The 1,027-nt window shown below is 49.2% G+C and carries 1 pseudogene; it reads right to left on the bottom strand.

Going from position 1 to position 1,027, the window contains the following annotated elements:
- Window positions 1–1,027, bottom strand: a pseudogene (locus CWC03_RS23595) (hypothetical protein); the annotation flags it as partial.

Consider the following 1,027-nt stretch of genomic DNA (forward strand, 5'->3'; position numbering starts at 1 on the left):
CAGTTGTTGTTTGGCGCTGGCAATAAAGGTTTTATTGGTGAGTAGTCGAATTGCACTTTTAACACTGCCAAGTTGTATGTCTTTGGCTGCAAAAATGTTCATCGCGCCAAGCTGTGCAAGCCAGTGAATATAAGGCTGCTTTTTATCCCCATGTAACACCAAGTGCTGGTTGCCCGCTAAGGTTTGCAGCACAATATGCGGGGTATGTAGAGTGTCATCAAACATCAACAGGTTTTGGCCGCGAGAGCAGAGCACGTTTTGGGCGTTATTGGCACTGGTAACAACGGATGGTTGGGTGTCGTTAAGGGCAAAACCTAAGATATAACTTTGGTCAGGGTCGTTGTTCATACAACCGATGAGCACATTACTGTCTGGCAGGAGCGGAAAGTGTAACCCCGTCGGTTGCTTTTGGCCGCGACAGGCATATTGTGTGAGGCGCTTTACTGATTCGGTGACCTGATTATCAAAATGTACTTGTGTGGCATATTGCCCTTGTGTATCTAGATGAGGATTGGTCTTTGACCCCGACAGCGAGCGTACCGTGGCGGTAAACACCATCGGTTTAGGACTATGCTCTGGGGGCGCGATACGTATTGGCTCACCCCGAGGTACACACACCGACTCGCTATGATATGCAACTTGCTTAGGGTCATTGGCACAGCCTTGCTTATACACCTGTTTACTGCGAATACAGGTATAATCGCCACCTTTCGCTGTGCCCAATTTACCATTTAACGAAAACGAATAACCAGCATTGGCTTCGGCTACGTTTCCTACCAGCGTGACTTCATTTTTACCTTGCTGATAGGCAAGCTCGAGATTGCCGGTGCGCTCAAATTGCTCAGCGGGATTGTGTGCCGCAGGCTCAAAATAGCTGCGCTGCGCCGAGCTGACCGAGGTTGGCGGATGGGCATTCATATGCACTTGGGAGCCACCCATTCTAAAACGATGGTGGCTTTGGCACTGCGTAAACCCAACAAAGCCAGTTTTATGCTCGTGAACCAGACCATCTTTATCCGTTACCGAC

The sequence above is a fragment of the Pseudoalteromonas sp. S2755 genome (assembly GCF_005886535.1).
Taxonomy (GTDB): domain Bacteria; phylum Pseudomonadota; class Gammaproteobacteria; order Enterobacterales; family Alteromonadaceae; genus Pseudoalteromonas.